Source organism: Rhodopila globiformis (genome assembly GCF_002937115.1).
GTDB classification, from domain to species: domain Bacteria; phylum Pseudomonadota; class Alphaproteobacteria; order Acetobacterales; family Acetobacteraceae; genus Rhodopila; species Rhodopila globiformis.
Genome location: NZ_NHRY01000156.1, coordinates 1 through 26,427, shown reverse-complemented (window position 1 = coordinate 26,427; position 26,427 = coordinate 1). Strand labels below are relative to the sequence as shown.

The 26,427-nt window shown below is 69.1% G+C and carries 25 protein-coding genes and 1 pseudogene; 18 read left to right on the top strand and 8 right to left on the bottom strand.

The features are described from left to right. Nucleotides 1–40: 40 nt before the first annotated feature. From CCS01_RS15335 to CCS01_RS33750, 5 genes are all read left to right on the top strand, one after another. On the top strand, nucleotides 41–1,030 hold the full coding sequence (locus CCS01_RS15335) for an RluA family pseudouridine synthase (protein ID WP_104519671.1): 990 nt from the start codon (nucleotides 41–43) through the stop codon (nucleotides 1,028–1,030). Then, nucleotides 1,027–3,552 carry an AsmA family protein gene (locus CCS01_RS15330; RefSeq protein WP_104519670.1) on the top strand — a complete coding sequence of 842 codons (2,526 nt, stop codon included), beginning with the start codon at nucleotides 1,027–1,029 and terminating at the stop codon, nucleotides 3,550–3,552. The genes CCS01_RS15335 and CCS01_RS15330 overlap by 4 nt, the downstream gene beginning before the upstream one ends. 10 nt (nucleotides 3,553–3,562) lie before the next feature. Then, complete coding sequence (locus tag CCS01_RS15325; RefSeq protein ID WP_104519669.1) at nucleotides 3,563–4,276, top strand: ATP12 family protein; 714 nt, start codon at nucleotides 3,563–3,565, stop codon at nucleotides 4,274–4,276. Beyond that, nucleotides 4,273–4,542, top strand: a complete 270-nt coding sequence (locus CCS01_RS15320; RefSeq protein ID WP_104519668.1) for an acylphosphatase — start codon at nucleotides 4,273–4,275, stop codon at nucleotides 4,540–4,542. The genes CCS01_RS15325 and CCS01_RS15320 overlap by 4 nt, the downstream gene beginning before the upstream one ends. 183 nt (nucleotides 4,543–4,725) lie before the next feature. Then, nucleotides 4,726–4,887: a hypothetical protein gene (locus CCS01_RS33750; RefSeq protein WP_158258413.1), complete on the top strand. Its 162-nt coding sequence runs from the start codon at nucleotides 4,726–4,728 to the stop codon at nucleotides 4,885–4,887. Nucleotides 4,888–5,039: 152 nt separating this feature from the next. Here CCS01_RS33750 and CCS01_RS32875 read toward each other — a convergent pair whose 3' ends face one another. Then, nucleotides 5,040–5,246 carry a hypothetical protein gene (locus CCS01_RS32875; protein ID WP_146101781.1) on the bottom strand — a complete coding sequence of 69 codons (207 nt, stop codon included), beginning with the start codon at nucleotides 5,244–5,246 and terminating at the stop codon, nucleotides 5,040–5,042. 482 nt (nucleotides 5,247–5,728) lie between these two features. Here CCS01_RS32875 and CCS01_RS15310 point away from each other — a divergent pair, with 482 nt between their 5' ends. Both CCS01_RS15310 and CCS01_RS15305 read left to right on the top strand, forming a co-directional pair. Further along, nucleotides 5,729–7,096, top strand: coding sequence for an efflux RND transporter periplasmic adaptor subunit (locus tag CCS01_RS15310; RefSeq protein ID WP_104519666.1), 1,368 nt, complete (start codon nucleotides 5,729–5,731; stop codon nucleotides 7,094–7,096). After that, nucleotides 7,093–10,245, top strand: coding sequence for an efflux RND transporter permease subunit (locus tag CCS01_RS15305; protein ID WP_104519665.1), 3,153 nt, complete (start codon nucleotides 7,093–7,095; stop codon nucleotides 10,243–10,245). The genes CCS01_RS15310 and CCS01_RS15305 overlap by 4 nt, the downstream gene beginning before the upstream one ends. A 147-nt stretch (nucleotides 10,246–10,392) precedes the next feature. Here CCS01_RS15305 and CCS01_RS15300 read toward each other — a convergent pair whose 3' ends face one another. Continuing rightward, nucleotides 10,393–10,896, bottom strand: a complete 504-nt coding sequence (locus CCS01_RS15300; RefSeq protein ID WP_239992176.1) for an outer membrane protein assembly factor BamE — start codon at nucleotides 10,894–10,896, stop codon at nucleotides 10,393–10,395. A 131-nt stretch (nucleotides 10,897–11,027) separates the two neighbouring features. Here CCS01_RS15300 and CCS01_RS15295 point away from each other — a divergent pair, with 131 nt between their 5' ends. Then, nucleotides 11,028–11,567 carry a ubiquinol-cytochrome C chaperone family protein gene (locus CCS01_RS15295; RefSeq protein WP_239992175.1) on the top strand — a complete coding sequence of 180 codons (540 nt, stop codon included), beginning with the start codon at nucleotides 11,028–11,030 and terminating at the stop codon, nucleotides 11,565–11,567. Next, the gene (locus CCS01_RS15290) at nucleotides 11,564–12,058 is read left to right on the top strand and encodes a YceD family protein (RefSeq protein ID WP_104519662.1); all 495 of its coding nucleotides are present in this window, start codon (nucleotides 11,564–11,566) and stop codon (nucleotides 12,056–12,058) included. Before CCS01_RS15295 ends, CCS01_RS15290 begins: the two co-directional genes overlap by 4 nt. Here CCS01_RS15290 and CCS01_RS15285 read toward each other — a convergent pair. After that, nucleotides 12,032–12,901: a YihY/virulence factor BrkB family protein gene (locus CCS01_RS15285; RefSeq protein ID WP_158258412.1), complete on the bottom strand. Its 870-nt coding sequence runs from the start codon at nucleotides 12,899–12,901 to the stop codon at nucleotides 12,032–12,034. The two genes, CCS01_RS15290 and CCS01_RS15285, sit on opposite strands and share 27 nt — an antisense overlap. 948 nt (nucleotides 12,902–13,849) lie before the next feature. On the opposite strand from CCS01_RS15285, the gene CCS01_RS15280 reads away from it, so the two are divergent. After that, on the top strand, nucleotides 13,850–14,494 hold the full coding sequence (locus CCS01_RS15280; RefSeq protein ID WP_158258411.1) for an adenylate/guanylate cyclase domain-containing protein: 645 nt from the start codon (nucleotides 13,850–13,852) through the stop codon (nucleotides 14,492–14,494). A gap of 641 nt (nucleotides 14,495–15,135) precedes the next feature. Here the strand turns inward: CCS01_RS15280 and CCS01_RS15275 are convergent. Further along, a complete protein-coding gene (locus CCS01_RS15275) occupies nucleotides 15,136–15,540 on the bottom strand; it encodes a VOC family protein (protein WP_104519659.1) in 405 nt (134 codons plus the stop codon). Nucleotides 15,541–15,634: 94 nt separating this feature from the next. Here CCS01_RS15275 and CCS01_RS15270 point away from each other — a divergent pair, with 94 nt between their 5' ends. Then, the gene (locus CCS01_RS15270; protein WP_104519658.1) at nucleotides 15,635–16,273 is read left to right on the top strand and encodes a TetR/AcrR family transcriptional regulator; all 639 of its coding nucleotides are present in this window, start codon (nucleotides 15,635–15,637) and stop codon (nucleotides 16,271–16,273) included. 148 nt (nucleotides 16,274–16,421) lie between these two features. Here the strand turns inward: CCS01_RS15270 and CCS01_RS15265 are convergent, their stop codons facing one another. The 4 genes from CCS01_RS15265 to CCS01_RS15250 all read right to left on the bottom strand — a co-directional run bounded on the left by CCS01_RS15265 (nucleotide 16,422) and on the right by CCS01_RS15250 (nucleotide 21,508). Beyond that, the gene (locus CCS01_RS15265) at nucleotides 16,422–17,441 is read right to left on the bottom strand and encodes an AI-2E family transporter (protein WP_158258410.1); all 1,020 of its coding nucleotides are present in this window, start codon (nucleotides 17,439–17,441) and stop codon (nucleotides 16,422–16,424) included. Between the two features lie 47 nt (nucleotides 17,442–17,488). Beyond that, entirely contained in the window at nucleotides 17,489–18,142 is a 654-nt protein-coding gene (locus CCS01_RS33745) for a YkoP family protein (RefSeq protein ID WP_158258409.1), read from the bottom strand. A 270-nt stretch (nucleotides 18,143–18,412) separates the two neighbouring features. Further along, the gene (locus CCS01_RS15255) at nucleotides 18,413–19,906 is read right to left on the bottom strand and encodes an amidase (RefSeq protein ID WP_104519655.1); all 1,494 of its coding nucleotides are present in this window, start codon (nucleotides 19,904–19,906) and stop codon (nucleotides 18,413–18,415) included. Nucleotides 19,907–19,909: 3 nt separating this feature from the next. Then, a complete protein-coding gene (locus CCS01_RS15250) occupies nucleotides 19,910–21,508 on the bottom strand; it encodes a gamma-glutamyltransferase family protein (protein ID WP_104519654.1) in 1,599 nt (532 codons plus the stop codon). 74 nt (nucleotides 21,509–21,582) lie between these two features. Here CCS01_RS15250 and CCS01_RS15245 point away from each other — a divergent pair, with 74 nt between their 5' ends. The 7 genes and pseudogenes from CCS01_RS15245 to CCS01_RS15215 form a co-directional block, all read left to right on the top strand. Further along, entirely contained in the window at nucleotides 21,583–21,924 is a 342-nt protein-coding gene (locus CCS01_RS15245) for a tRNA-binding protein (protein WP_104519653.1), read from the top strand. Nucleotides 21,925–22,248: 324 nt separating this feature from the next. After that, nucleotides 22,249–22,863, top strand: coding sequence for a Holliday junction branch migration protein RuvA (gene ruvA / locus CCS01_RS15240; protein WP_104519652.1), 615 nt, complete (start codon nucleotides 22,249–22,251; stop codon nucleotides 22,861–22,863). Then, a complete protein-coding gene (ruvB, locus tag CCS01_RS15235) occupies nucleotides 22,860–23,927 on the top strand; it encodes a Holliday junction branch migration DNA helicase RuvB (RefSeq protein WP_104519651.1) in 1,068 nt (355 codons plus the stop codon). Before ruvA ends, ruvB begins: the two co-directional genes overlap by 4 nt. 298 nt (nucleotides 23,928–24,225) lie before the next feature. Beyond that, nucleotides 24,226–24,714 (top strand): tol-pal system-associated acyl-CoA thioesterase, encoded by a 489-nt coding sequence (gene ybgC, locus CCS01_RS15230; RefSeq protein ID WP_104519650.1) that lies wholly within the window; start codon nucleotides 24,226–24,228, stop codon nucleotides 24,712–24,714. Nucleotides 24,715–24,718: 4 nt separating this feature from the next. Then, nucleotides 24,719–25,435: a protein TolQ gene (gene tolQ, locus CCS01_RS15225; protein WP_104519649.1), complete on the top strand. Its 717-nt coding sequence runs from the start codon at nucleotides 24,719–24,721 to the stop codon at nucleotides 25,433–25,435. Between the two features lie 9 nt (nucleotides 25,436–25,444). After that, nucleotides 25,445–25,918 (top strand): protein TolR, encoded by a 474-nt coding sequence (tolR, locus tag CCS01_RS15220; RefSeq protein WP_104519690.1) that lies wholly within the window; start codon nucleotides 25,445–25,447, stop codon nucleotides 25,916–25,918. Between the two features lie 187 nt (nucleotides 25,919–26,105). Further along, nucleotides 26,106–26,427: pseudogene (locus CCS01_RS15215) on the top strand (cell envelope integrity protein TolA); the annotation flags it as partial.

Genomic DNA, 26,427 nt, shown 5'->3' with positions numbered 1-26,427 from the left:
CGCCTTGACCCACGGCCCCGCCCGCTCCAAACCCCCGCCCATGAGCATCCAATCGCAGGTCGTGACCGAGGATGAAGCGGACATCCGGCTGGATCGCTGGTTCCGCCGCCATTTCCCCGGCTTGCAGCAGAGCCTGATCCAGAAGTTCTGCCGCACCGGCCAGATCCGCGTGGACGGCGCCCGCGCCGGCACCGATACCCGCCTGATGCCCGGCCAGACCATCCGCATCCCGCCCATCCCCATCGCCGCCGAGCCGAAGCCCGCCTCCCGCGTCGATCCGCACGACGCCAAGGACCTGCAGCAGGCGGTGATCTACCAGGACGACCACGTTCTGGTGCTGAACAAGCCCTACGGCCTGCCGGTGCAGGGCGGCCCCGGCATCACCCGCCACCTCGACGGCATGCTGGACGCGCTGCGCTTCGGCGCCGAGCACCGGCCCCGCCTCGTGCACCGGCTCGACCGCGACACCACCGGCGTGCTGTTGCTCGCCCGCACCCCCGGCACCGCCGGCAAGCTGGCGGCGGCGTTCCGCGGCCGCGACGTGGAGAAGACCTACTGGGCCGTCGTCGCCGGCCGCCCCGTCCCGGTCGAGGGCCGCATCGACCTGCCGTTGAAGCGCGTCGGCGGCGGCCGCGGCGAGCGCACCGCGCCTGCCGACCGCGACGACCCCGAGGCCGCGCGTGCCATCACCGACTACCGCACCCTGGACAACGCCGCGCAGAAGCTGTCCTGGCTGGAGCTGCAGCCGCTGACCGGCCGCACCCACCAGCTTCGCGTCCACTGCGTCGCCCTCCGCGCCCCCATCCTGGGCGACGAGAAATACGAGGAACCCGACCAGAACCGCGCCTTCACCGCTCTGATCGAGGGACTGTCAAGCGATCTTCATTTGCATGCCAGGCGGCTGGTGCTGCCGCATCCGGCGGGCGGCACGCTGGCGGTGGAGGCCGATCTGGCGCCTCATATGAAGGCGACCTTCAAGACCCTGGGGTTCCACGCACCGCCGCCCCGCCCACCAGAGAGACGCCGATGACCTTCCCCCGGACGCTGCGCCTTGCCCTGATCGCCATCGCCGTGCTTCTCATCCTCGCGATCGGCGGCGGCGCCGTGTTCCTGGCCCGCTTCGATCCCAACACCCTGAAGCCGCGCATCATCGAGGCGGTGAAGCGCGCCACCGGCCGCGACCTGGCGCTGAACGGCCCCATCGGCCTGAAGCTGTCGCTGTGGCCGACGGTGCAGGCGGCGGACGTGGCGTTCGCCAACCCGCCCGGCTTCTCCCGCCCGCAGATGGCGACCCTGCAGGGCCTGGAGCTTCAACTCGCCCTGCTCCCGCTGCTGTCCGGCCACTACGAGATCGACCGCCTGGTGCTGATCAAGCCGGACATCCTGCTGGAGACCGACGCCGCCGGGCACCCCAACTGGCAGATGACGCCGGAGGCCGCGCCGAAGGCGCCCGCCGGACCCCAGGCGCCCGCCGCGCCAAGCGGCAGGAAGGCGGTGGTCAGCATCGACACCGTGCAGGTCCAGGACGGTTTGCTGGCGTATCGCGATGACCGATCCGGCAAGCAGACCACGCTCGGCCTGCCGCGGCTGGATGCCCGGGCCGCCTCGCCGGACGCCCCGCTGCACCTGGATGCCGACGGCAGCTATGACGCCACGGCGTTCCATCTGGTCGCCGACACTGGCTCACTGACGCGGCTGCAGGATTCGGCGGCGACCTCGCCCTGGCCGGTGAAGCTGACGCTGTCGGCGGCCGGGGCAACGCTGGCCGCCGATGGCGCGCTGACGCACCCGCTGCAAGGCAAGGGCTACGACCTGGCGCTGAACGGCACCATCCCAGACCTGCCGGCGCTTGGGCCGCTGCTGCGGGATCGCAATCTGCCGCCGCTGCATGATGTCCGCTTCGCCGCCAAGATCGCCGACAGCGGCGGCGCAATCCCGGCCGTCTCCAGCCTGACCCTGCATGTCGGCGCCAGCGACCTGGGCGCACAGATGCCCGGGTTCGCGCTTGCGTCGCTGGACGTTGCGGCCGCGGCGGCGGACCAGCCGGTGAAGGCGAACGGCACGGGCACGCTGGACGGCAAGCCGGTGACGCTGACCGCCACCACCGGCCCGCTGGCCTCGCTGCTGCCGGGCGCCGCGCCGGCGCCGTTCCCGATCGACGCGACGTTACAGGTGGCCGGGGCGACGATCGGCGCCAAGGGCACCGTCGCCGATGTCCGCGCCCTGACCGGCGCCAACCTGGCGCTCGCGGTGCAGGCGCCGGACCTGGCGGCGCTGTCGCCACTGGCGCGGCGGCCGCTGCCGGCGCTGAAGAACGTGGCGTTCCACGGCACCCTGACCGATGCCGCTGGCGGCTTCCGCAACGGTGCGGCGCTTCGCGGCATGGCACTGACCAGCACGGAAGGCGACCTGGCCGGGGACATCGCCATCGGCCTGGGCGCGCGCCCCGCGCTGACCGCCGCGCTGAAGTCCAACCGGATCGACCTTGACGCGATTCAGACCGCCGCGAAACCGGCGCCGCAGGCCGCAACGCCGCCGCCCGCCCCCGGCAGCCCGCCGCCGCGGCGGCGCGGCAACGGACTGATTCCGGACCAGCCGCTGCCGTTCGGCGTGCTGCGCGCGGCGGATGCCGACGTGCGGCTGGACTTCGGCCTGCTGCGCTTCGGCGGCGCCGACTACAAGGCGATCGCCACGCACGTGGTGCTGGCGAATGGCAAGCTGGCGGTCGATCCGTTCTCGGCCGACACGCCGGGCGGGCGGCTGAGCGGGTCGCTGTCGGCGGATGCCGCCAAGCCGGCGCCGCCGGTGCACCTGGTGCTGCGCGCGCCCGGGCTGGCGCTGAAGACGCTCCTGGCGCTGGCGAAGCAGCCGGGGCTGGCCTCCGGCAACATGGAGGTGCGGGCCGATCTCAGCGGCGCCGGGCCGAGTCCGCACGCCATTGCCGCGTCGCTGGACGGCACGCTCGGCCTGGCGCTGGCGGGCGGGACGATCGACAACCGGCTGCTGGGCAGCATGCTCGGCAAGGTGCTGAACGCGGTGAATGCGCTGGACCTCGTTGGCCGGGGCGGCACCAGCGAGTTGCGCTGCTTCGCCATGCGGATGGACGCCAGGCACGGCATCGGCACGATCCAGCCGCTGGCGCTGGCCTCGTCGCTGCTGACCATGACCGGAAGCGGCACGGTGAACCTGGGGACGGAGACGTTGGCGCTGCAGTTGCAGCCGCAGGCGCGGGTGGGCGGCACCGAGGTGGTGATCCCGGTGGACGTCAACGGCCCGATGCTCGATCCGAAGGTCGGCGTGAACCAGGCCGGCGCGGCGGAGGCCAACATCGGCACCATTGCCGGGGCGCTGCTGGGCAAGAACCCGACCCTGCCCGGCCCGTTCCACGGCATCATCGGCGGTGGGAAGCCAGTAGATCCATGCCCGGCTGGCCTGGCTGCGGTGCGTGGCCAGGCGGCTCCGGCGGCGGCTGCTGCGCCCAAGGCCTCGACACAGCGGGGACCAGCCTTGCCGGCAAACCCCCAGGCGATCCTGAAGAACCTGTTTCGATGAGGCGTGCAGCGTGAAGCGTTTCTGGGATGTCGCGTCGGTCAATCCGACCGCGGCCGGGTTTGAAATCCTGCTCGACGGCAAGCCGATGCGGCTGCCAAGCGGCGCGCCCCTGACGGTGACGGCGCCCCGCCTGGCCGAGGCGATCGCCGCGGAATGGCAGGCCGCCGGCGGCGCCAAGGGCGGCGAGATGAGCTTCGCCGACACGCCGCTGACCCGCCTGGCCGGTACCGCGGCGGAACGCATCCCCCCGGACCCGGCGCCGACGATCGACGCCATCGCCCGCTATGGCGAGACCGACCTGCTGTGCTACCGCGCCGAGACGCCGCAGGCGCTGGTGCAGCGCCAGCAGCAGCAATGGACGCCGTGGGTCGAGTGGGCGGCGCTGACCCTGGACGCGCCGCTGCGGGTCACCGCCGGCGTTGGCTATCTCAAGCAGCACCATGACTGCATCACCGCACTGAAGCAGGCGGTGGCGGCGCAGACCCCGGATACACTGGCCGCCCTGGGCATCGCCGTGCCGGCGCTGGGCAGCCTGGTGCTGGGGCTGGCTCTTGCGGCCGGCGCGCTGGACGGGGAAACTGCCTACGCGCTCGGTGCGCTGGACGAACTGTTCCAGGTCGAGCAATGGGGCGAGGACGAAGAAGCAGCCAGCCGGCGGGCCGCGATCCGGGCGGATGTGCTGCTGGCCGAGCGGTATATCGCGCTGACACGGAGGGATGCTTGATCGCCAAGCGGCTTGTGATAACCGGCCGGGTCCAGGGGGTCGGCTATCGGGCATGGATGCTGGAGAAGGCGCGGACGCTCGGCCTGTCGGGCTGGGTGCGCAACCGGGCCGATGGCGCGGTGGAGGCGTTGATCGCCGGCGACGTCGCCGCGGTGGAGGAAATGTCCCGCGCCTGCCGCCGCGGCCCGCGCCTGGCCGAGGTTGCCCGGATCGATGAGGACCTGGCGGAGCCGCCCGAGGAGGCGGGCTTCCACCTGATGGGCTGATATCGGGCCGCCCGATCACGGCCGCCCGATCACGGCCGCCTGGTGTGCCGCGGACGTCGCTTGCCGTTGCGGCTATAGCTGTTCTGAGCAATCCGCGCGCTGCCGCAGGGGTTGACCTGCATCAATGTCGCGCCGTGAGCGCGTCGTCATCCTGCCGGACAAAACGATCCAAGGGAGACGACCATGACGAGCGGCAACTTCTGGTACCTGCTGATGTGCCTGGCTACGTTTGCTGGCTTCTCCGCCGCGCTGGCCTATGTGTCCTGGCAGCAGAGCCGGATGGGACGTGAAACCGTGCCGGCGAAGGCGGATGCGCGGCAAGAGCGGGAATCGATCACGGCCTGACGCACGCCCGGGCGGCCCTCTGCTTCACTATGGCCGGGCACCCGCGCTTCGATCGGCAAAGGCAGGTGGCGGCGGCCTGTTTGGCTCAGGCTCGTCGCGGCACTTGGCGCATCAGGTCCGCCGCCATCCGCGATCGCTCCGCAACCGTCGCCTCATTTGGCGGGTATACTGGCCCGGAGATGATCGATCAGAGCATCGAGTTCCTCCGCAACTTCGCCTACCAGCGACTCTGCCCGGCTTGATGTGACAGCATCTTCAGGCTGCACGGCAGGCGCCATCGTTGTTAGGCGTGCGATTCGCTCCAGCGCCTTCTCGAGCCGATCGATCGCCGTGTCAGGACTCTCACCCTCATTCGTCATGTCCGCCTCATGCAACTTCAGGGGCACGGTGCCCCTGAAGCCAACACATCCAAGGACCTCTCGTCAATCAATCTGCCGGACGCCTTTGCGGTGCCGTTTGGCGGCAGAATCGCTCGGCGGCAGTGGCTTTGGCTAAGCAGCGACGGGCAATGCGGCTGGCGGTGCGCATAAGGGGAACCAACCCGCGCCCCTGGATCTGCGGCGCAACAGCCGCGGCCGCCGGCTCGTGAGCAACCACCCGATACGGCAAGCCGCAGCCTGATGCCGCGCGGCGGAAGTGCCGGCCCGGGCGGCGGACGGCTCGATGTTGCCGGGTTATAACGAAACGTTGATCGCCGTCGGTAACCCGTAGGTCAGGTTCACGCGCTACGCTCATTTCCGTGAGCGGCGCCCGGTATTGCCGCCAGGCATGCCGACGCATTCATCGCCCGGAACACAGGCCGGCGCGCCATCGATCTGTGGCACGGAAGGAGATCAGCGTCATGAACGGCACGATCGCGTCTGCCGCCCAGCCTCCCGCCACGCCGAATGCCGCGGCGCCATTGACGCCGCCCGCCACCGGCACCCGCCGGCACGCCACTCTGGCGATCCTGGCGCTGGGCGCGCTGCTGGCGCTGCCGGGCTGCAAGCGGCAGACCGCCTACGCGCCCCCGCCGCCGCCCCAGGTCGGCGTGGCGCATCCGCTGCGGCAATCGGTGACGCCGTACTTCGAAACCACCGGCAGCATGATCGCCTACAATCAGGTCGATCTCGTCGCCCGGGTCGAGGGCTTCCTGCAGCAGATCAACTATAAAGACGGCGCCTTCGTGAAGTACGGCACGGAGCTGTTCGTGATCGAGCCGGCGCCGTACGACGCCAAGCTGCAGCAGGCGCAGGCCAGCTTTGCCTCCACCCAGGCGCAACTGGTGCAGGCCCAGGCGGAATACCTGCGCCAGTCCACGTTGGGCAAAAAGGATTTCGCCTCCCAGTCGGTGGTGGACCAGGCGAAGGCGAAGCTGGACTCGACCCGCGCCGACCTGACCAACCAGCAGGCCGGCATTGCCCTGGCGAGCATCAACCTCGGCTACACCCGCGTCAGCGCCCCGTTCGACGGCGTGGTGACGGCGCACCTGCAGTCCGTCGGCGAGCTTGTCGGCGTCACCGGGCCGACCAAGCTGGCCACCATCGTCCAGCTCGACCCGATCTATGTCAGCTTCAACGTCAGCGAGCAGGAGGTGCTGCGCCTGAAGGCGGCGCTGGCGAAGCAGGGCCTGAAGCCGTCGGAGTTCCACAACGTGCCGCTGGATGTCGGGCTGATGACCGAGACCGGTTATCCGCATCACGGCAACATCGACTACATTGCGCCGGCGCTGGATCCCGCGACCGGCACGCTGCAGGTGCGGGGCCTGCTGCAGAACCCTGTCCGCGCCATGCTGCCCGGCATGTTCGCACGCATTCGTGTGCCGATCGCGATCCAGACCACCGAGGCGCTGCTGGTGCCGGACGAGGCGCTGGGCACAAACCAGGGCGGCCGCTACCTGCTGCTGGTCGATGACAACGACGTGGTGCAGCAGCGCGCCGTCACCACCGGCCAGCTCGTCGGCAGCCTGCGCGTGATCCGGTCCGGCCTGACCGTCAACGACCGCGTCATCGTCTCCGGCCTGCCGCGGGCGGTTCCGGGCGAGAAGGTCGAGGCGCAGGCGACGACGATTCCCGCCGCTGAGAAAGCCGCGGACGCGACGCAACCGGCGGGTGCGATGCAGGCGCCCGGCGCGACGCAGGCTGCGGGTGCGGCGCCGGCGACCGAGGCGACGCCGAAGACCGGGACGACTCAGGCGGCGGGCGCATCGTCGGCGGGCGCGGCGCGATGATCTCGAAATTCTTCATCGACCGGCCGGTCCTGGCCAACGTCCTGGCGCTGGTCTTCGTGCTGATCGGCGCCGTGGCGCTGTATGCGCTGCCCGTGTCGCAGTATCCGAACGTCGTGCCGCCGACGGTGCAGGTCACCGCCCGCTATCCCGGCGCCAGCGCCATGACGGTGATGAACACCGTCGCCCTGCCGATCGAGCAGCAGGTCAACGGCGTGCAGGACATGCTGTACATGCAGTCCACCAGCGCCAACGACGGCACCTATACGCTGACGGTGACCTTCGCCATCGGCACCGACCTGAACTTCGCCCAGGTGCTGGTACAGAACCGCGTCTCGGCGGCGATGGCTTCCTTGCCGACGGCGGTGCAGGCGCAGGGTGTGGTGGTGCAGCAGCGCTCGACGGCGATCCTGCAGATCGTCACGCTCAGCTCGCCGGACGAGCGCTACAACAGTCTTTATCTAAGCAATTACGCGACGATCAACCTGGTCAACGAACTGTCGCGCCTGCCCGGCGTCGGCAATGTCAACGTATTCGGCGTCGGGCAGTATGCCATGCGGATCTGGATGGACCCCGAGAAGCTCTACGCCCGCGGCCTGGTGCCACAGGACGTGGTGCAGGTGATCCAGCAGCAGAGCCAGCAGGTCACCGCCGGCCAGATCGGCGCGCCGCCCGCGCCGGCGGGCCAGGCGTTCCAGTACACCGTCAATGTCGAGGGCCGCCTGACGGACCCAGCGCAGTTCGCCAATATCATCGTCAAGGTCGATCCGGCCAACGGCGGCCAGATCACCCGCATCAAGGACATCGGCCATGTCGAGCTGGGGGCGCAGACCTACTCGCAGAGCTTCGACCTGGACGGCAAGCCGGCCGCCGGCGTGGCGATCTACCAGTTGCCCAACGCCAACGCGCTGGATGTGGCGACCCGGGTGCGCGCCAAGATGGCCGAACTGTCCAAGGCTTTCCCCCAGGGCCTGACCTATGGCGTGCCGTTCGACACCACGACGTTTGTGAAAACCTCGATCAACGAGGTGTACCGCACGCTGTTCGAGGCGGCGATCCTGGTGCTGGTGGTGATCCTGGTGTTCCTGCAGGACTGGCGCGCCATGCTGGTGCCGGCGACGACCGTGCCGGTGACCATCATCGGCGCCTTCGCGGCGATGGCGGCGCTGGGCTTCACCGTGAATCTCTCCACGCTGTTCGCCATCATCCTCGCCATCGGCATTGTCGTTGACGACGCGATCGTGGTGGTCGAGGGCGCGGCCCACCACATCGAGCGCGGGCTGACGCCGCACGACGCCGCGATCAAGGCGATGGACCAGCTGTTCGGGCCGATCATCGGCATCACGCTGGTGCTGATGTCGGTGTTCATCCCGGCGGCGTTCCTGCCCGGGCTGACCGGCCGGATCTACGCCCAGTTCGCCCTGGTGATCGCGGCGACGGCGCTGATCAGCGCGATCAACGCCGCGACGCTGAAGCCGACGCAATGCGCGCTGTGGCTGCGCGCCGCGACGCCGCCCGAGCAGCGCAACGTCCTCTACCGCGGCTTCAACGCCGTCTATAACCGGCTGGAACGCGCCTATGTCGGGCTGATCGGGCTGATGACGCGGCACGGCGCGCTGACGGTGGCGCTGGCCGTGGTCCTGGGTCTGCTCGGCATCCTTGGCGTGGCGCGGCTGCCGACGGCGTTCATCCCGACAGAGGACCAGGGCTACGTGCTGGTTGGCGTGCAGCTTCCCGACGGCGCGTCGCTGGAGCGCACGCAGCGATCCCTGCAGGAGGTCAACCGCATTGCGGCGGCGACGCCGGGGGTGGACCAGGTCATCACCGTTTCCGGCGTTTCGGTGCTGGACAACAACGCCACGCTGCCGAACGCGGGCGTGGCCTATGTGGTGCTGAAAGACTGGAGCGTGCGCGGCAAGGCCAAGGGGCAGGACCTGCGGAGCATCGTGCTGTCGATCCAGCACCAGTTGGACACGCTGCCGGATGCGCTGGGCTTCGTGCTGGTGCCGCCGCCGATCCAGGGCATCGGCAATGCCTCTGGCTTCACCATGCAGATCGAGCAGCGCGACGGCAACTTCGACTTCACCAAGCTCGGCCGCAGCACCCGCGCGGTGATCCACGATGCGATGGGGCAGAGCGCGCTCGGGCGGCTGAACACCTCGTTCCGCGCCGACGTGCCGCAACTCGAGGTGCTGGTCGACCGCTCCAAGGCGGAGACGCTGAAGGTATCCGTCGGCGACCTGTTCGCGGCGCTGTCGAGCTATGTCGGGTCGAGCTACGTCAACCAGTTCAACAACTTCGGCCGCACGTTCCAGGTGTATGTGCAGGCCGACTCACGCTTCCGCCTGCAGCCGCGGGATATCGAGAAGCTGGAGGTGCGCAGCCAGGACGGCAATCTGGTGCCGCTGGGCTCTCTGGTGACGATCCAGCCGGTGGTGGGGCCGGCGCTGGTCACGCTGTACAACCTGTATCCGTCATCCACCATCGTTGGCAGCGCGGCGCCGGGGTACAGTTCCGGGCAGGCGATGAACCTGATGGCGCAGATCGCCGACCGGGAACTGCCGCGCGGGACGGGGTTCGAGTGGACGGCGATGTCGTACCAGGAGCAGGCCGTCGGCAACCAGATCGTCTATGTGTTCGGGCTCGGCCTGCTGCTGGTGTACCTGTGCTTGGCGGGGCAGTACGAAAGCTGGATCGCGCCGCTGTCGGTGATCCTGGCGGTGCCGCTGTCGCTGATCGGCCCGGCGCTGGCGCTCAGCGGCCTCGGCATGGCCAACAACCTTTACACCCAGATCGGCCTTGTGCTGCTGATCGCGCTGTCGGCGAAGAACGCGATCCTGATCGTCGAGGTGGCGCGGGAGCAGCGGCAGGCTGGCGAGACCATCGTGAAGGCGGCGGTGACGGCGGCGCAGACGCGGTTCCGGCCGATCCTGATGACGTCGTTCGCGTTCATCCTGGGGGTGGTGCCGCTGGTGACCGCCACCGGCGCGGGGGCGGCGGCGCGGGTGTCGCTGGGCCTGAGCGTGTTCAGTGGCATGCTGGCCTCGACCTGCCTGGCGGTGCTGTTCGTGCCCTCGTTCTTCGTGCTGCTGCAGGGGGTGGAGGAGCGGATGCGGAAGCCGAAGGTGGCGCGGGCGGCTGAGGTGCCGTGATCGCATGGTCTGACAGCGCAGGGGGGCCACTGCCTGGCGCAAGGCCGGATCGCATCGACAGGCCGTGTTCTATCCGCCGTGGCCTATGACGAGGAGGCAACGTGCTCCGCTGTGTCAGCGCCCATGCGGTCCAGCCCGGCCGGACCGTCAGGGCGCAGTCGGCGCGCCACCGCTCGGCGCCTGCCCGCCGCCCATCGCGCCCATCATGCCGCCCATCGGATTGTAGCGGCCGATATTGCCCAGCAGCTGCTGCAGGAACGACGCCTCGGTGCCAGGCGAGGGCGTGGTCTGCGCCATCACGCTCACCGGCAGGGAAGCCTCCTTGTCGAGTTTGCCGATCTTCTGCAACACGCCCTTGTCGTCGAAGGTCATCACGACGACGTTCTGGTCCAGCTCGGCCAGGGTGCGGCCGACGCGCGGCTGCGTCACCTCGCTGATGTACAACCAGGTGTTGTCGTCGAACGTGGCGTGCGCGGTGGGCGAGCCGATCACGGCCGTGACGTCCGCCTTGGACGACACGCCGGGCGTCAGCTCCTTCAGCAGGTCCGGGTCCACCTTGTTGCCGCGCACCTGCGGCGGCGGCTCCAGCCAGCCGCACGAGGCGAGCAGCAGGCAGGTCATGAGCGTCAGGCGGCGAACGGTCGGTGGCATGAAGGTGCGTACCCCGGGACATCAGGTTACCGGCTGGTGAAAGGCGCCGCCGGTGCTATTTAAGCACGGTGCGTGTCACGGTCGCCCCGGCCGTGTCAATGAGCGCTCGGGTTTTTTCGTCAGAGGCAGGTTTGGCCGGTTTTTTTCGCAGACGCGCCAGGCATGAGCGCGCCGGGTTCCAGCTTTACACGGCGGCGGTGACCGCTGCCCGTGACCCGTACTTGTACGTCACTCTCGGCGTGCCCGACACGCTGGACGGCCGATTCGACTCCGTCGCGCTTCACGCCTACCTGGTGATCCGCCGGCTGAACATGGCGCCGCCGCCCGGCGCGGAACTGGCGCAGGCGGTGTTCGACGCGATGTTCTCCGACATGGACGTCAACCTGCGGGAGATGGGCGTCAGCGACATGTCCGTCGGCAAGCGCAACCGCGCGATGTGGGAAGCGTTCCACGGCCGCTCGGTCGCCTATGCCGCGGCCTGGGCGGATGGCGAGCAACTGGCGGAAGCCATCGCCCGCAACGTCTGGCGCGGGCAGGAGGCGCCGGCCGGCTCGCCCGACGCGCTGGTGCGGCTGGTGCGCGCGCAGGCGGAATGCCTGGCGGAGCAGCCGCTGGAGGCGCTGCTGCGCGGCGAGATCACCTTCATTCCAGCCGAGGAGGCTGCCCGATGACGCCGGAACTGCACCGCCCCATCCTGCTGGACCGCATCGGCCCGAACGGGCTCGACTTCATGGTGGAGGCCACCCCGGCGGAATGCGCCGCGCTGACCGCGCGCATGCAGCTTCCGGCGGTGCACGCGGTGTCGTGCTCCTTCCACCTGGTGCGTGAGGACCGCGACACGATCCTGGCGCGCGGTCACCTGAAGGGCCGCGTCACCCAGACCTGCGTGGTCAGCCTGGAGGACTTCGAAGCGCCGGTGGAGGAAGTGTTCCAGGTCTGCTTTGTCCCCCTGGGCACCGAGACCGACGACGTCGATCCCGAGTCGGACGACGAGATCCCCTATGAGGGCAACGTCATCGACCTGGGCGAGGCCACCGCCGAACAGCTTGCCCTGGCGCTGGACCCGTATCCGCGCAAGCCGGGCGCGACGCTGGAGGAGGCGGAGCCGAAACAACCCGAGCACCCCTTCGCCGGGCTATCCCGCCTGCGCCCGCTCAACTGACGCCGGCTTCCGTGCGTGCCGCAGGTCGGAGAAGGCGCGGGTGAACTCGGCGCCGTACAGGAATATCTGCGCCGAATAGTACACCCACAGCAGCGACGCCAGCACCGACCCGGCGGCGCCGAAGCTGGACATGACTGCGCTGGTGCCGAGGTAGATGCCGATGGCCAGCTTGCCGATGGTGATCAGCAGCGCGGTCACCATGGCGCCGATGATGACATCGCTCCAGGTCAGCGGGGTATCCGGCAGCACCTTGTAGATCGCCGCGAAGATGGCGGCGAGCAGCGCCAGCGAGACGATGAAGTTCAGGAAGTGCAGCAGCCCCTCGGTGAACGGCAGGATGGCGTGCAGCGCCTGGCCGACGGCGGCGATGGCGGCGCCGATGACCAGCGAAACCAGCAGCAGAAAGCCCAGCGCCACCACCAGGCCCAGGCTGGTCAGCCGCACCTTGATCAGGCGGGTGACCGAGTCGCCCTCGGGCTGGGCGCGCCAGATCGCGTTCAGCGCGGTCTGCATTTCGCCGAACACGCCGCTGGCGGTGATGATGAGCGAGACGACGCCGATGATGGAAGCCAGGATGCCGGCGTGGGTGTTCGAGGCGCTGCCAATGGCGGTCTGCAGGAAGCTGGCGGCCTGGTCGCCCATCCAGTGGTGCAGCTTGCCCATCAGCGCGCCTTGCGCCGCGTCCTCGCCCAGCACGAGGCCGGCGACGGCGACGATGATCAGCAGCACCGGACCGATGGAGGTGACGGCATAGAAGGCGATCGCCGCGCCGCGGCTGAGGTCGCCGTTGTCGATGAACGCCTCGGCACTGCGCCGGGTGGCGGTCCACAGCATCTTCAACATGGGCATCTCCATTCGGGCGGCGTAAACGCTGCGGGGGCACAGTGGTTGCCAGGGTGTGCGGAGCGGACCGTTTGGATGCGGGATCGTTGGCGGACGCCAGCGCGGACTGGTGGCGCATCGGCGTTGCCGGGGTGACGGCCGGTGGCGTCCAGTGCCGTATGACGTCATGGCCTGGCTTGTCCGCACAGGCGCTGACTTAAGGAGTGTCAGGGAATAACCGCGTCATTCGGTGCAGGGCACCGACCCCTCAGCGTCATGGTCCGCGAAGGCGGACCATCCACGCCATGCGGTGCTGATCGCGGCAAAGGCGTGGATGCCGGCCCGGAGCCTGTGCCCGGGCTTGTCCCGGGCGGCCGCTATGACGCGGAAGGGCCGGTGCGCCCGCTCCGGTGGATGGGTTATTTCGGCTCAGGCCCCTTCCAGCCAACGGGAACGACTGCAATTTGCAGCGGCCGGCCGATTGGGCTCCCGCAACACCCGCCACGTCACGGCGGCGTACACAGTTTCGTTAGAATTGATCCGACTTCCCTCAGCATGTTTCCGGCATCCGTTCCGGAATGTCCTTTTCGTACGCCAGCCGGCAATGATGCGCAGCATTCCAAAAACACAAGTCCAGCTCTGTAGCCTTGCCCGTTCGTCTTCGCTCCGATCGGCAAAATTCCCTTAAATCGGCTTTACTTCTCCGTTCGATCCCTGCTAGCGTGGAATCATGTCCCGAATTCGATACACCGCAAAGGCGCATTGCGGCCCCTTCATGAGGAGGCCACAGGGGTAGTGTGTCTTTTCGCTGCCGGTTGCAGCGACGACCCATAGCCCCGCCAGTCCTGGACGGGGCTTTTTCATTTCAACTGATCCCGTCCCTCTTCACCTCGTCGGAACGAGGCGACCATGCCGGGGCAGTCCTTACTACCCTATCATTCAAGTCCGCCAGGCCGATCGGATTCCGGAATGGCATCGCGCCTCCGGGATCACCGGCTGTGGGCGGCCGCCAGGCGCTGGCCCCTGGCCCTGGCCGATCGGCTGCGGACGCAGCAGGGCGGCGGCAGTCGCCTGCTGGCGGCCGTTCATACCGATATCGTCGGATACAGCCGGCTGTTCGCGCTGGACGATACCGGAACGGTGGCGCGCCTGCGCGACCTGCGGCGCACGCTGTTCGCCCCAACCATCCGCCGGCATCGCGGGCAGTTAGTGCAGACCGCGGGCGACTCGATGCTGATCACCTTCGACAGCGTCGCCCAGGCCGTCCGGTGCGCGGTGGCCATCCAGGACGGGTTGCACGCAAGAAACCAGTTCTGGCCAACCGACCTGCAGATACACCTGAGGATCGGCATCGACCTGGGTGACGTCTTCGCCGATGGAACGGATTTCCATGGCGATGGCGTGATCGTGGCGGCCCGGCTTCAGGCGATATGCCCGCCGGGCGGCGTCTGCGTCTCACGCGCCGTGCACGATCGCGGCGCCGATCGGCTTGGCCTGATGCTGGAGGCACTGGGCTCGCTGTGGCTCTGGAATGTCGAGCGGCCGGTGGAAGCGTTCGTGCTGTGGCCCGCCGCCCATGCCAACCAGGCCGATCGGCGCGCGAGAGCGACATGACACAGACCATCTGCGGCCGGGAAGGCTACCGCCGGATCGGCCGCAGGCCTGGAGGGCGCGCCCGAATGGCCGGCCTGCGGCACAGGCGTCAGAATAGCCGTGGTCGTTGCCGCTTCGTCATGCCGGGAGAAGGCCCGGCATCCACGCCTTGCGCTGTTCTGGAAAAAGAGCCCGGGCGGCCGATGTTTCTCATGATAGCCGCCAGCAGACAGCGCATCGTGGCCGTGCAGCGGGCCGGCGCCATTGCAGCCACTGCGCCCTGGCCTGGAACAGGGCATGCCGCAGTGCCGTCCTGAAATATGGCAGCCACAAGGGAAGACTTGCGAATACGAGCGGATCCATAGGATTTGCCTCCTGGCAAGTGGCGCCATACGGCTCATCACATCTCAAATCATTTCTATATGTTGCCAATCGAGCCTACCCGAAGACCGTTGCGCGGCAGGCTGCGGCAACGGCCATCGATCGTTGCGGGCGCAGCGCTCCGGACCGTCCATGCTATCCGTAGCACGCCGTGCCGTCATGCGCCCGGCGACGACACAAGCCCGGCCAGGCTGCCGCGCGCAACAACCGGAATGCCGCGGAAGTCACTGTCCCGCGTCATACGTTTCTTGGCAGGAAGGACATGGCGGCGCGATGGCCCGTCAGGCATCCACCATGACCATCCACATCACGCCGAACCGATCCGTCAGCATCCCGAACTGCGGCGAGAAGAACGTCTTCGCCAATGCCATGCCGACCTGTCCGCCGTCCGCGAGAGCCGCGAACACACGCTGCGCCTCGGCCACGTCCGTCACCGTCAGCGACAACGCGAAGCCACCGAACGCAGGACTGCCCCCGCACCGCCCGTCGGACATCATCACCACGGACTGGCCGACACGCAGCGAGGCGTGCATAACCTTGTCGGCACTGCGGCTGTTCCGCTGCGCCTCGGCCGGCGCGTCCCTGAAGCGCATCAGCATCTGCACCTCGGCGTTGGCCGCTTTCTGGTAGAAGGCAATCGCCTCGTCGCAACGCCCCTCGAAGAACAGGTATGGCTGGATGGACATGGCGGCCGGCTCCTGCTTGTGAACACCGTCCACATAAGCTAGTATTGTTTGTGGACACTGTCCACATAAATGCCGGTAAACCATTCGAGAGATCATGCCCGCCGCCGTGCGCCTGCCCCGCTCGACCTATCGCCACGGCGATCTCAAGCATGCCCTGCTGGACGCCGGCCTGCAGCTTGCGCGTGGCGGCGGCCCGGACGCGGTCACGTTGCGTGAGGCGACGCGCCAGGCCGGCGTGGTGCCCAACGCCGCCTATCGCCACTTCGCCAACCGCCAGGACCTGCTGGCGGCGGTGCGCGCAGCCGCGCTGTCGGCTCTGGCGGTTTCGATGGAAGCCGACCTGGCCGCGCTGTCGCCGGAGCAGTCACCGGCGGCCTATGCCAAGGCCAGCCTGCGTGCCATCGGCGCGGCCTATCTGCGTTTCGCCCGCAACGAACCGGGGCTGTTCCGCACCGCCTTCGCCGGGGCGGTGGACAAGGCAGGGGGCGATCCGGCCGAGGAGGCCGGCGACAGTGGCGTCAATCCGTTTCAGTTGCTGGGTGTCGCGCTGAACCGGATGGTCGAGGCCGGCATCCTGCCGGCGCAACGCCGCCCCGCCGCCGAATACCTGGCGTGGTCGGCGGTGCACGGCCTGGCCATGCTGGTGCTGGACGGCCCGTTGCAGGCCATGCCACCGGAGCAGGTCGAGGCGCTGATCCCGCGGCTGCTGGCGATGGTCGAGAACGGATTGTGACACCACGGCCCGCGGGGCCGGCTGGCACGCGCGCGGTGGTTGGGGGCGCGGGAAACCGGCACGAGGCAGCGGGCGGGAAGCGTTCCCAACCCGGCCGGAAACGCCCAGGCTCATGTTTCGCGTGAAATTTCATCCGCCTGAACGCGCTTCACGATTCGGTCGGACCGAGATCGCCCGATCGCGCGCGGGATCGCGGGGCGATCGGCTCGGCATAGTACTCCTCCAGGATCAGCTTGATGCAGGCCGCGGTCGGCACCGCCAGCACCAGGCCGATAATGCCGAACAGGATCACCCCGACCACGAAGCCGAAGATTACAATCACCGGATGGATCGTGGCGGCGCGCCCCAGCACGAACGGGCCCACCAGGTTGTCGATCGACAGCCGCAGCGCGAGCGCGTAACTCATGACTGACAGCAGGTGCCACAGCCCGTGCTGCGCCGAGGCAAGGCCAATCAGCAGCATCGAACTGATCGGCCCAACCACTGGCACCAGTTCCAGCACCCCGACCACCACGGACAGCAGCGCCGCCCCCCGCACATGGAAGATCGCGCCCAGGCCGATATAGGCAACAGTCGTCGTATAGACGACAACGCACATCAGGCCGACCATGTAGCGGCGCAGCATGGGCACCAGCGTGGGCAGCATCCGCTCCACCGAGACCCGCCGCTCGGGCGGAAGCAGCCACAGGGCGCCAGCCGACAGGCGCGGCCAGGAGACCAGGAAATAGGGGATCAGCACCATCGTCAGGAAGAATTCGGCCAGCAGGCCGGCGCCGATCTTCACGGCAAGCAGCACCCGCGCCGCGTTCCCCAGGTTGGTCGCGCCGTCGATGACCTTGTTCGCAACCTGCTGCGGGCTGTAGTGCGTGCCGAACACCTGGATGCCGTCAGGCCCGACCAGCGATCCCACGCCGGTGCGGATCATCTCGGGCAACCGCCCGAGCAGGTGCGACACATCCTGGAACGCCGTGCTGCCGACCCAGTAGAGCGCGAAGCCGGCGCCGCCGATGATCAGGATGCTGAACGCGACAGCACCGGGCCAGCGCCGGTTGCCCATGCGTGGCGTCAGCCAGCGCAGGACGGGATTCAGCACGAAGCCGAACATCCCGGCGAACAGGAACGGGATCAGCGCATAGCGCAGCGTATAGACAAGCAGAAGCAGCACCATCCCGATGATTGCGATGGGCCAGCCCCCGACCGGCGAGCGGCGGTTCGTCATCCGTAGCGGCTGATCAGGCTTGCCTTCGATATCCACAACCCGGTCCGGTCGCGCCATAGCGCATGGCGCCGCAGGGCCGGCGGATTGAATGCGCGCACGAACGCCCAGATCAGCATGTTCTCGCCCCATTCGTGCAGGCCGCACGGGACCTCGGTGGGCAGCAACTCGAAGCCGAAGCGGGCGGCGGCGCGCTGAATCTGCCAGCGCCGGCGACGGCTGCCGAAATTGACGCAGGCATGGATGATCCGCACGTCGTACCACGCCGGCGTGGCCTGCAAATGATGAGACAGCTCCTGCAACGAGATCACCATGCATTCCCGGAACAACCTGGCCCAGGCCAGATCCGGTCCGTCGGGCGGGAAATGGGGCAGATGCTCGTTCCAGAAGTGCAGCATCGCGATCGGCGCGCCGGCGGCCACGGCGGTGCCGTCCCGCAGCGTGATCCGGTGCGGCGCGGTGCCGCGCGCGATGCGCAGCAGGCAGGCCGGATGATCCGAGAACGTCTGCACGCCGTATATACGGCGCAGCACCGCATCGGTTGCGGTCACCACGGTCACCCAGGCCCGGTCGGACAGGCTTGCGGCTTGCGGCTCCCGCGGGGGCAGGGGCGCTTCTGGTCCGGCTGGCCGGTTCGCCACGGCAAGGGACATGGCACGCTCCGCAGAACGATCGGTGCCGGAGGCGAAGCCCGCGGCGCGATGCTGTGCCGGGCTGCAGCCTCTCCGCCCCGGGCGGAACGGCTCCAGCTCATGTTTCACACGCAATTTCATCGGCCCGGGACCGCTTCGTGATACGGTCGGGCTGACGGTGCCTTAACATCGCAGATGTGCGGGATGTTCCCGCGCCGGCATCACATGCGCGCGGCTCAGTTCGGCGTCACGGCAAGGAATCGCGCCTCGGTATCACGCGCGGCGCACCGGTCAACCGAACCCCAGGAACCCCTCCATCCCGCTGATCGCCGGCGCCGCCTTCAGTGCCGCGATGTCCGGCACCGGCCGCGCGGTCCGCGCATCCCCCGCCAGCAGCGCCTCCAGTTCCGCCGCGACCCGCAGCACCAGCGCGTCGCCGCCGCGCGGTCCGACGATCTGCAGCCCGAACGGCATGCCCGCGCGGTCCAGGCCCACCGGCAGCGAGATCGCCGGATGGCCGACAACCGTCACGGCATAGGCCAGCGCCAGCCAGTGGAAATAGGTCCGCGTCGCGGCGCCGTCGATCTCGGCCGGATACAGCTCCCGCCAGGAACGCGGCGAGACGGTGATCGCCGGGGACAGGATGACGTCGTAGCGCTCAAAGAACGTCTGCCAGCTTCGGTAGATCGCCGTCTGCGCGGTCATCGCCCGGGCCACGTCCGCGGCCGAATAGCGCAGCCCCTCCGCCACGTTGGCCCGCACGTTTGGGCCGACGCGGTCCGGCGTCTCGCGCACCTTGTCCGCGTGAGAGCCCAGGAACGCCACCGCCCGCAGCACCTCGAATGTTTCGTCCGTGCCGGAACAATCCGGCGCGGCGTCCTCGGCGACCGCGAAGACATGCCGGAACAGCCCGGTCTTCTCGGCGAACGTGTCGCGGATCATCCGCTCGGTCGGCGCGAAGCCGAAATCCGGCGTCAGCGCCACCCGCAGCCGCGCCAGATCCAGCGCCGCCGGCGGATACAGGTCCTCGGCCCGCCGCACAGTCCGCCCGTGGATCGTCGTCGCCAGCGGGTCGTAGCCGTCATCCGAGGCCATAGACGCCAGCAGCAGGGCGGTATCCGCCACGGTCCGCGCCATCGGCCCCAGCACCGGCAGTCCGCTCCAGCCCATGCCCCTGGCCAGAAACGGCACCATGCCCGGCGTCGGGCGGAATCCGACGATGCCGCAGAACGCTGCCGGATTGCGCAATGACCCGCCGGTGTCGGAGCCCTGGCACAGCGGCGCCATCCCCGTCGCCAGCGCCACCGCGGCGCCGCCGGAGGACCCGGCGCAGGATTTCGCCGGATCGAACGGGTTGCCGGTGGCGCCATACACCGCATTGCGGGTGTTGGCGCCGGCGCCGAACTCCGGCGTGTTGGTCTTGCCGATGACATTCGCCCCGGCCCGCCGCAGCCGCGCCACCAGCGGATCATCCGCCGCCGGGACATGATCCGCGAACAGCACCGAGCCTTGCGTCGTGCGCAGTCCCTCGGCCGCGGTCAGGTCCTTGATGCCGATCGGCAGGCCGTGCAGCGGCGGCAGGTCGTCGCCGCGCGTCACTGCCGCATCCGCCGCGGCGGCGGTGGCCCGGGCGCGGGTGAAGTCGCGCGCGACCATGGCGTTGACGGCGTGGTCCACCGCCTCGATGCGGGCAATGCAGCTTTGCAGCAGCTCGCTCGGCGCCAGCTGCTTCGCGCCAATCAGCTGCCGGGCTTCGACGGCGGCCAGGTCGCAGGGTTCGGTCATGGCTCAGTACCCCAGCGCCAGGCCGTCCTTGCGTGGCTCGGAGCCGGCCACCAGGCAGCCACGCGCATGGTCGATCCAGATCGCCTGCCCGCCGCCGTGCGGCCGCTCGGTCGCCTCCGGCACGTGCCCCAGCGCCGCCAGTTCGCGCACCAGTTCGTCCGGCACGCCACGCTCCACCAGCAGTTTGCCGCCGGTCGGGAAGACGCGGAACAGGTCGAGCGATTCCTGGATGTCCAGCCCGTACTCCAGGAAATTGGTCAGGAACCAGGACTGCCCCATCGGCTGGTAATGCCCGCCCATCACGCCGAACGGCATCACTGCCCGGCCGTCTTTCATGAGCATGCCCGGGATGATCGTGTGCATCGGCCGCTTACGGGGCGCGATGCAGTTGCGGTGGCCGCGCTGCAGGCGGAACCCACAGCCGCGGTTGTGCAGCATCACCCCCGAGCCGTGCGCCAGGATGCCGCTGCCGAAGTTCTCGTACAGCGAGTTGATGAAGCTGCACGCATTGCCGTCCTTGTCGACCACACAGAGATAGACCGTGTCGCGGTGCGGCGGCAGTTCCGACTCGCCGGCCGTCGGCAGGTCCCGGATCACCCCGGCATCGGTGATCAGCCCCCGCTGCGACGTCAGGTACTCCGCGCTGAGCAGCTTCTTCACCGGAACGTCGGCATGCCGCGGATCCGCCAGGAAGGCGTCGCGGTCGCGATAGGCCAGGCGTGCCGCCTCGATATGGCGGTGCGCGCGGATCACGCCGGTGGCGCCGTCCGGCGCGGGCGGCAGGCCGCCAAGCATGCCCAGGATCATCAGCACCAGGAGGCCCTGGCCGTTCGGCGGGCACTGGTACACGTCGTAGCCTTTCCAGGCCAGCGTGATCGGCGCGACGAACTCAGCCGCGGCCAGGCCCTCGGCGAAATCCTGCTCGGTGTGCAGGCCGCCGCGCCCGCGCAGCGTCCCCACCATGTCGGCGGCGACGGGGCCTTCATAGAACGCCTTCGCCCCGTGCCTCGCGACCAGCCGCAGTGTTTCCGCCAACGCCGGGTTGGCGAACCGGTCGCCGGCCTTCGGCGCCGTGCCGTTGGGCAGGAACGGCGTCGCGCCGCCCTTGCGCAGCTTGTCCACGCTGCGGCCCCAGTCCCAGGACACTTTCGAATGCACCGGCCAGCCCTCGGCGGCCATGCGGATCGCCGGCTGCAGCAACTCGTCCAGCCCCTTGCGGCCGTGCGCCTTCAGCAGCGTCTCCCAGGCGCCGATCGCGCCGGGGACTGTCACCGCATGGGCCGAGGTGTTCTCCAGCGCCTGCATCCCATGGGCTTCATACCAGTCGATATCGGCGGCAGCCGGGGCGCGGCCGGAGCCGTTCAGCGCGATCACCCGCCCGGTCCCGGACGGCGCATAGAGGCAGAAGCAGTCGCCGCCGATGCCGGTGGATTGCGGCTCGATCACGCACTGCACCGCCACCGCCGCCACCGCCGCGTCCAGCGCGTTGCCGCCGGCGCGCAGCACATCCAGCGCCGTCAGCGTCGCCGCCGGCATGGACGTTGCCGCCATCCCATGAGTGGCATAGACGGGACTGCGGCCGGGAAGCTGGAAATCGCGCATCGGGGTATCCTCGCGGCTGGAAATACCCGATGGTAGCGCAGCCAGCCCGCCCGGCCAAACGCGGGGAGACTCACATGCCGGACCAGATTACCATCAGCGACTTCGAGGCCGTCGACATCCGCGTCGGCACGATCATCAGCGCGCAGCCTTTCCCGGAGGCGAAAAAGCCCGCAGTCAAGCTGACGATTGACTTCGGCCCCGGCATCGGCCACAGGAAATCCAGCGCGCAACTGACGGTGCACTACAAGTGCGACCAGCTCATCGGCCGCCAGGTCTGCGCCGTCGTCAACTTCCCGCCGCGCCAGATCGGCCCGTTCGTCAGCGAGGTGCTGACGCTGGGCATGCCCGACGAGGACGGCGCCGTGGTGCTGGTCCGCCCGGACCTGCGGGTGCCGAACGGCGGCAAGCTGTTTTGATACGGAGTGCACCGGTGACCGGCTTCGTGCCGGCGTGGCGCGATCCACCTTCACCGGCCGGCGCCCGTCATCGGGCAGATCCGCCAACACAAATGGACGGTGCCAGCCCCGGGCTCTGGCGGCCCGGCGCAGAGGTGTGCGGGCGAAGCCTTGTCACGACCGGACTGTTTTAAGCTTGTTTCAAATCCGCTATCGGCATTACTGGCCTGCATCATGCGCATGACGATGCCGTTTTCGGCACAGCAAGTACTTTTTCTTGCCACGCATCGCGTATAATTCGCCGCTCTCGCCCGATTCGCGGGCAGGACCCGGGACCGGACCAGTATGATCGCCCAACTCACCGGACGCGTGGAGGCTCTGTCCGATGGCGCCTGCGTCCTCGACGTGGGCGGCGTCGGCTATCTGGTGCAGGCGTCCGCGCGCACCCTGTCCGCCCTGCCGCAAGCCCCGGCGACGACGAAGCTGCTGATCGAGACCCATGTCCGCGAGGACGCCATCATCCTGTACGGCTTCGCCGACACCGCCGAGCGCGACTGGTTCCGCCTGCTGACCACGGTGCAGGGCGTCGGCGGCAAGGTGGCGCTGGCCATCCTGTCGGCGCTGTCGCCGCGCGACCTGATCAGCGCCATCGCCGCCGGCGACAAGGCCAGCCTGACTCGCGCCCCCGGCGTCGGCCCGCGCCTCGCCGTCCGCCTGCTGACCGAGCTGCGCGACAAGACCGGCACCATGCCGTCCTCGCCCGGCGTGTCCTACACCCCGGTCGCCGCCCCGGCTACGCCGGCGGATGACGCGATCTCCGCCCTGGTCAACCTGGGCTACCGCCGGCCGGAGGCGCAGCAGGCGGTCGCACGTGTGCTTGAGCGGCTGGGGGATTCCGCCTCGCTCGACGCCCTGATTCGTGACAGCCTGAAGGAACTGGCGCAAAGGGCTGCCGGATGAGCGACCCAGAGGACCGGCCAGAGGACCGGCCAGATGACCGGGCGGTGTCCGCCGCCCGCCAGCCCGACGACGCCGCCGAGGCCTCGCTGCGGCCACAGACCCTGGCCGACTTCACCGGCCAGGCGGCGTCGCGCGAGAACCTGGGCATTTTCATCCAGGCCGCCCGCGCCCGCGCCGAGGCGCTGGACCACGTGCTGCTGCACGGCCCGCCCGGCCTGGGCAAGACCACGCTGGCGCAGATCGTCGCGCGGGAACTGGGCGTCGGCTTCCGCGCCACCTCCGGCCCGGTGATCGCCAAGGCCGGCGACCTCGCTGCGATTCTTACCAACCTGCAGCCGCGCGACGTGCTGTTCATCGACGAGATCCACCGCCTGCAGCCGGCGATCGAGGAAGTGCTGTATCCGGCGATGGAGGATTTCCAGCTCGACCTGATCATCGGCTCGGGCCCCGCCGCGCGCAGCGTGCGCATCGACCTGCCGCCGTTCACCCTGGTGGGGGCGACCACCCGCGCTGGCCTACTGGCAACGCCGCTGCGCGACCGCTTCGGCATCCCGCTGCGGCTGGTGTTCTACACGCCCGAGGAACTGCTGCAGATCATCCGCCGCGGCGCCCGGCTGCTGGCGTTCGCCCTGACCGAGGACGGCGCCGCCGAGATTGCCCGCCGCTCCCGCGGGACTCCGCGCATCGCCGGGCGGCTGCTGCGCCGGGTGCGCGACATTGCCGCGGTGCAGGGCGCCCATCCGGTTGATCGCGCCGTTGCCGACGCGGCGCTGCTGCGGCTGGAGGTGGACCGTCTGGGCCTGGACGCCATGGACCGCCGCTACCTGCGCCGCATCGCCGAGCACCACGACGGCGGCCCCGTCGGCGTCGAGACCCTGGCCGCTGGCCTGGCCGAGGCGCGCGATACGCTGGAGGATGTGGTCGAGCCCTACCTGATCCAAGAGGGCTTGGTCCTGCGCACCAGCCGCGGCCGCATGCTGGGCGAACCCGGTTGGCGCCACCTCGGCCTGAAGCCGCCGCGCGCGCCGATGCCGCTGCTCGATGTGCTGGGGCCGGAGGAATGAGCGGGGGGATGTACTGCACCGTCACGGCCGCACCATGCTCTCTCCGTCATGGCCGGGCGTGTCCCGGCCATCCACCCCTCGCCGTCGAAGCGCAGATGGCCGGGACACGCCCGGCCATGACGACAGGGAGACGACCTGGCTCCGCCGCTCCGCCTATCCTGATGCGCATGGGGACACGCCTGGCCATGACGCGGGGACGACGACCTGGCCTCGCCCGTCTCCCGCTCCCGGCGGGCATGGCGGCGCGCCCCGCCAGGAGAGGACGACGGCCCCACGCCGCCATCGTTATGGTTCATGAATGAATCCTCACCCGCCCTCCATTCACCGCTTCCCCGTCCGCGTCTATTATGAAGACACCGATGCCGGCGGCGTCGTCTATCACGCCACTTACCTCCGCTATGCCGAGCGGGCCCGGACCGAAGCCCTGCGTGATGCGGGAATCCCACATGCCGAACTGGTCGAACGGTGCAATGTGATGTTCATGGTGCATCGCGCCGAAATAGACTATGTGCGGCCGGCTTCGCTCGACGACCATCTGGTGGTCGAGACGGAAACACTGGACGTACGGGGCGCAACCGTTGTCTTGCGCCAGGTGGTGCGCGGCCCGGACGGGATCTGCGCGGCATTGCGGATCAAGCTCGCCTGCGTCGCAATCGGAGGGAATAGGCCGGCACGCATTCCGCCCCGGTGGCGGGACGCGCTGGCGGCCATGCGTGCTGAACCGCCGGCAATCACGGCCGGGCGGGCCGGAGAGACGTCAACGGCGGATGGAATGACAGGGGGTTAGGGCAGTGGATCGAGCAGTGGATGCGATAAACCTGGGAACAACCGGCGGCGACCTGTCGCTGTGGGGCCTGTTCATGCAAGCCGATATCGTCGTCAAGCTTGTCATGATCGGCCTGCTGGGCGCCAGCATCTGGGTCTGGGCCATCGTGTTCGAGAAATGGAGCACGCTGCGCAAGGCCAACCGCGAAGCCGACTCGTTCGAGGACCGCTTCTGGTCCGGCGGCAGCCTGGATGACCTGTACGACCGCGAAGGCACCAGCCCGAACCATCCGATGGCCTCGGTCTTTGCCGCCGCCATGGGCGAGTGGCGGCGCTCGCTGCGCGTCGCCGGCGCCGACATCAGCCACACCAGCGTCACCGACCGCATCGACCGCGCCATCACCGTGACGGTGCAGCGCGAGATGGACCGGATGGAGCGCTGGATGGTGTTTCTGGCCAGCATCGGCGCCACCGCGCCGTTCATCGGCCTGTTCGGCACGGTGTGGGGCATCATGCACTCGTTCTCGGCCATCGCCGCCATGCACAACACCAACCTGGCCGTCGTTGCCCCCGGCATCGCCGAGGCGCTGTTCGCCACCGCCATCGGCCTGGTCGCGGCGATCCCGGCGGTGCTGGCCTACAACCAGATCAGCACCAGCCTGGCCCGCTTTGCCGCGCGGATGGAGGCGTTCGGCACCGAATTCAGCGCCATCCTGTCGCGCCAGAGCGAAGAGCGGGCCTGACCGATGGCCATGGCCATGCACACCGGGGGCGGTCGAGGGCGGCGCGGCCGCTATCGCCCGCTGGCCGAGATCAACGTCACGCCGCTGGTCGACGTGATGCTGGTGCTGCTGATCATCTTCATGGTGACCGCGCCGCTGATGACCTCCGGCGTGTCGGTCGATCTGCCGAAGGCCAACGCGCAGCCGCTGAACAGTGACAGTGAGCCGCTGACGGTCACCATCAAGGCGGACGGCACGATCTTCCTGCAGGACCAGGGGGTCGACCTGACCGACCTGGTGGCGAAGCTGCAGGCACTTTCGAAGAACAATGCCGAACGGCGGATATTCGTGCGCGGCGACAAGGACCTGGCCTATGGCCGGATCATGGAGGTGATGAGCACGATCACCGACGGCGGCTTCACCAAGGTGGCGCTGCTGGCGGAACAGACCGCGGCGCAGCCGGCGCCCGCCGCGGCCAGGCCCGCCGCCACGCCGCACAAGTAAGGAGCCCGGGACCATGGGCCGAGGTCGCGCTGCCACCTTGCTGCCACGTTATCGTCATGGCCGGGCGCCATTCTCCCCGCATGGCCGGCCACGACGATACGACGGTACCTGACCATGACGCCGCGACGCCCTCCTGCCACGCCTGCCCTGGCCGTTCCACCCTTCCTTCCCTGCCGGTGACCCGCCCGTGCTGCAGTACCTTTCCCGCGGCCTGGAATCCCTCAGCCGGTCCACATCCGGCATGAACCGCCGCCTGCGCACCGGGTTGATCATCTCGGTGGCGCTGCACGTTACGATCCTGCTGGTGCTGCTGTTCGGCCTGCCCACGCGCCCGCCCAAGGACGAGGAACCGCCGGAAGCCACTGTGGCGATGGTCTTTCAGAACGAGACCGGGCCGACGACGCGCGCGCCCAATCCTGCGCCGAAGCCCGCGCCGTCGCAGGAGGCCGCGCCGCCCGCGCCGCCGGTGACCCAGCCGCCGAAGCCGCAGCCCACCGAGCCGCCACCGC